Origin of the sequence: Roseburia sp. TF10-5, from assembly GCF_003462365.1 — a bacterium.
Lineage (GTDB): Bacteria > Bacillota > Clostridia > Lachnospirales > Lachnospiraceae > Roseburia > Roseburia faecis.
In genome coordinates this window covers 1-1,723 of sequence record NZ_QTYW01000043.1, presented here as the reverse complement: position 1 = coordinate 1,723, position 1,723 = coordinate 1, and the positions used below count along the sequence as shown (strand labels likewise).

Below are 1,723 nucleotides of genomic sequence, written 5' to 3'. Positions count from 1 at the left end.
GGGGCTGTAAAATAAGTCCCTAATATAAGAAACGCCAATTCCGGCAAATGTCGGTTTTGGCGTTTCTTTGTATTAACTTTTCTATTTCTAAGCAAGTCTGCATCTTTGGGTATAAAAAATGGTGCATTTAATAAAGCTCGGCTAATCACGCCCGCTTAAGTTTTATGCAACTTTCGTCTGTCGTTGCTTTTTGTTGTGATATTTATAAAGATTGAATCCACATGAAATCAGTGTAAGCTCGAGAATTACATTTTTCTCGCCTCTTCGCAATAATCTTTTATACGCTTTATCCCACTTTAATACACCAAAAGTTCCCTCCGATTGAATACTTCGGTTCATTCTCAAGAGGGCACCATGTATGGATTCAAGATTTTGCAGCACTTCCTGATGGATAGCAGTTAATTCCTGATTCATTCGGATCGTTCGGTTTTTGTGTGCTCTCGGACAACATTCCTGTTTATGCTGACACCCTTCACAAGATTCACATTCGTATAATTCTTCCGTTCTTCCATATTTATTATATTTCACATGCTGTGTTCTCTTGAAGAGGAATTTTCGACCGTTTGGGCATAAGAGATTTCCATCTGCATCTTTTGCAAAGTTTACAGCACGATACGGATTCTCATGATACTTTTTGTCCGTCGTTTCTTTTTTGTACATGGTAAATTTCATGTATTTTTCCATGCCGTGTTCTTCACAATAAAGATAATTATTGTAAGAACCGTATCCGGCATCAGCAACCGGATATTTCGGATATTGGCCATATGTGCGATTGAATTTTTCCATCAAAGGAACAAAGCATTCCATATCGGATGCATATGGTTTTACGTCGATTACAGCTATGTATTCATCACAGATGGCTGCCTGTAGGTTGTATGCCGGAAGTAGCTGATCGTTTCCCATGTAATCACGCTTTAAACGCATGAAAGTTGCATCATGATCTGTTTTGGAATAACTGTTTCTTTCTTCTCCACAGGTCTCGATATGATATGCATAGGATTTCAAACGTTCCAGATATTCATGCAATTCTTCGTATTGTTTTTGTCGAATGCTTTTTCTATGGCCACGTCCGGAAACGAAAGAAGTTTCATCCAGTCCGGTTGTTTCTTTGTACATCGTAAGTAATTCAGATACATAGTCAACCGCGTACGCTTCACGCTTTTCAAATTTTATTCCGAGATATCCAAGTACTTCCCGATTCATAGCATCAATCAAGAGTGAAATCTTGTCAAAGACTTTCTGCCGGTTTTTCACACACGATTTTTTCCATACCCAGGTATATCGATTGGCATTTGCCTCAATTTTTGTCCCGTCAATGTATGTATGCTGCAGATCCACGTGATCTTTGGCAAAAATATATGAATTAATGTCTTCAAATATCTGCTCGATAGAATCGGTTAGTTCGTTTCGGATTAAGTTTCCAAATGTAGCAAAAGAAGGCGTTTTCATGCCATCAAGAAGATACATGTAACGAATGTCATTACGGCAGAGCTTTTCTATTTCTCGTAAGGAGCAGATGCCATTTTCCATAAAGGCAAAAAGTATTACTTTAAGGAGTTTTTGAGCATCACATCTTGGGCGACCTGTTTTATAGCCTTTCTCTACAAAATATCTGGATAGGTCAATGTGATCCATAACCTCACAAAAAGTGTATACCGGATCGGAAATATCGATCAATTTTTCGATTTCTAATGGTAATTTCAGCTGACGCATAGTATAATTA

Annotated in this window: 1 protein-coding gene; it reads right to left on the bottom strand. The window is 38.0% G+C overall.

What is annotated here, in order from left to right; translation table 11 throughout:
- Positions 1 to 162 precede the first annotated feature (162 nt).
- Positions 163 to 1,723, bottom strand: a 1,561-nt coding sequence (locus tag DXD06_RS16875) for a transposase (RefSeq protein WP_243001186.1), incomplete at its 5' end; no start/stop codon positions are given.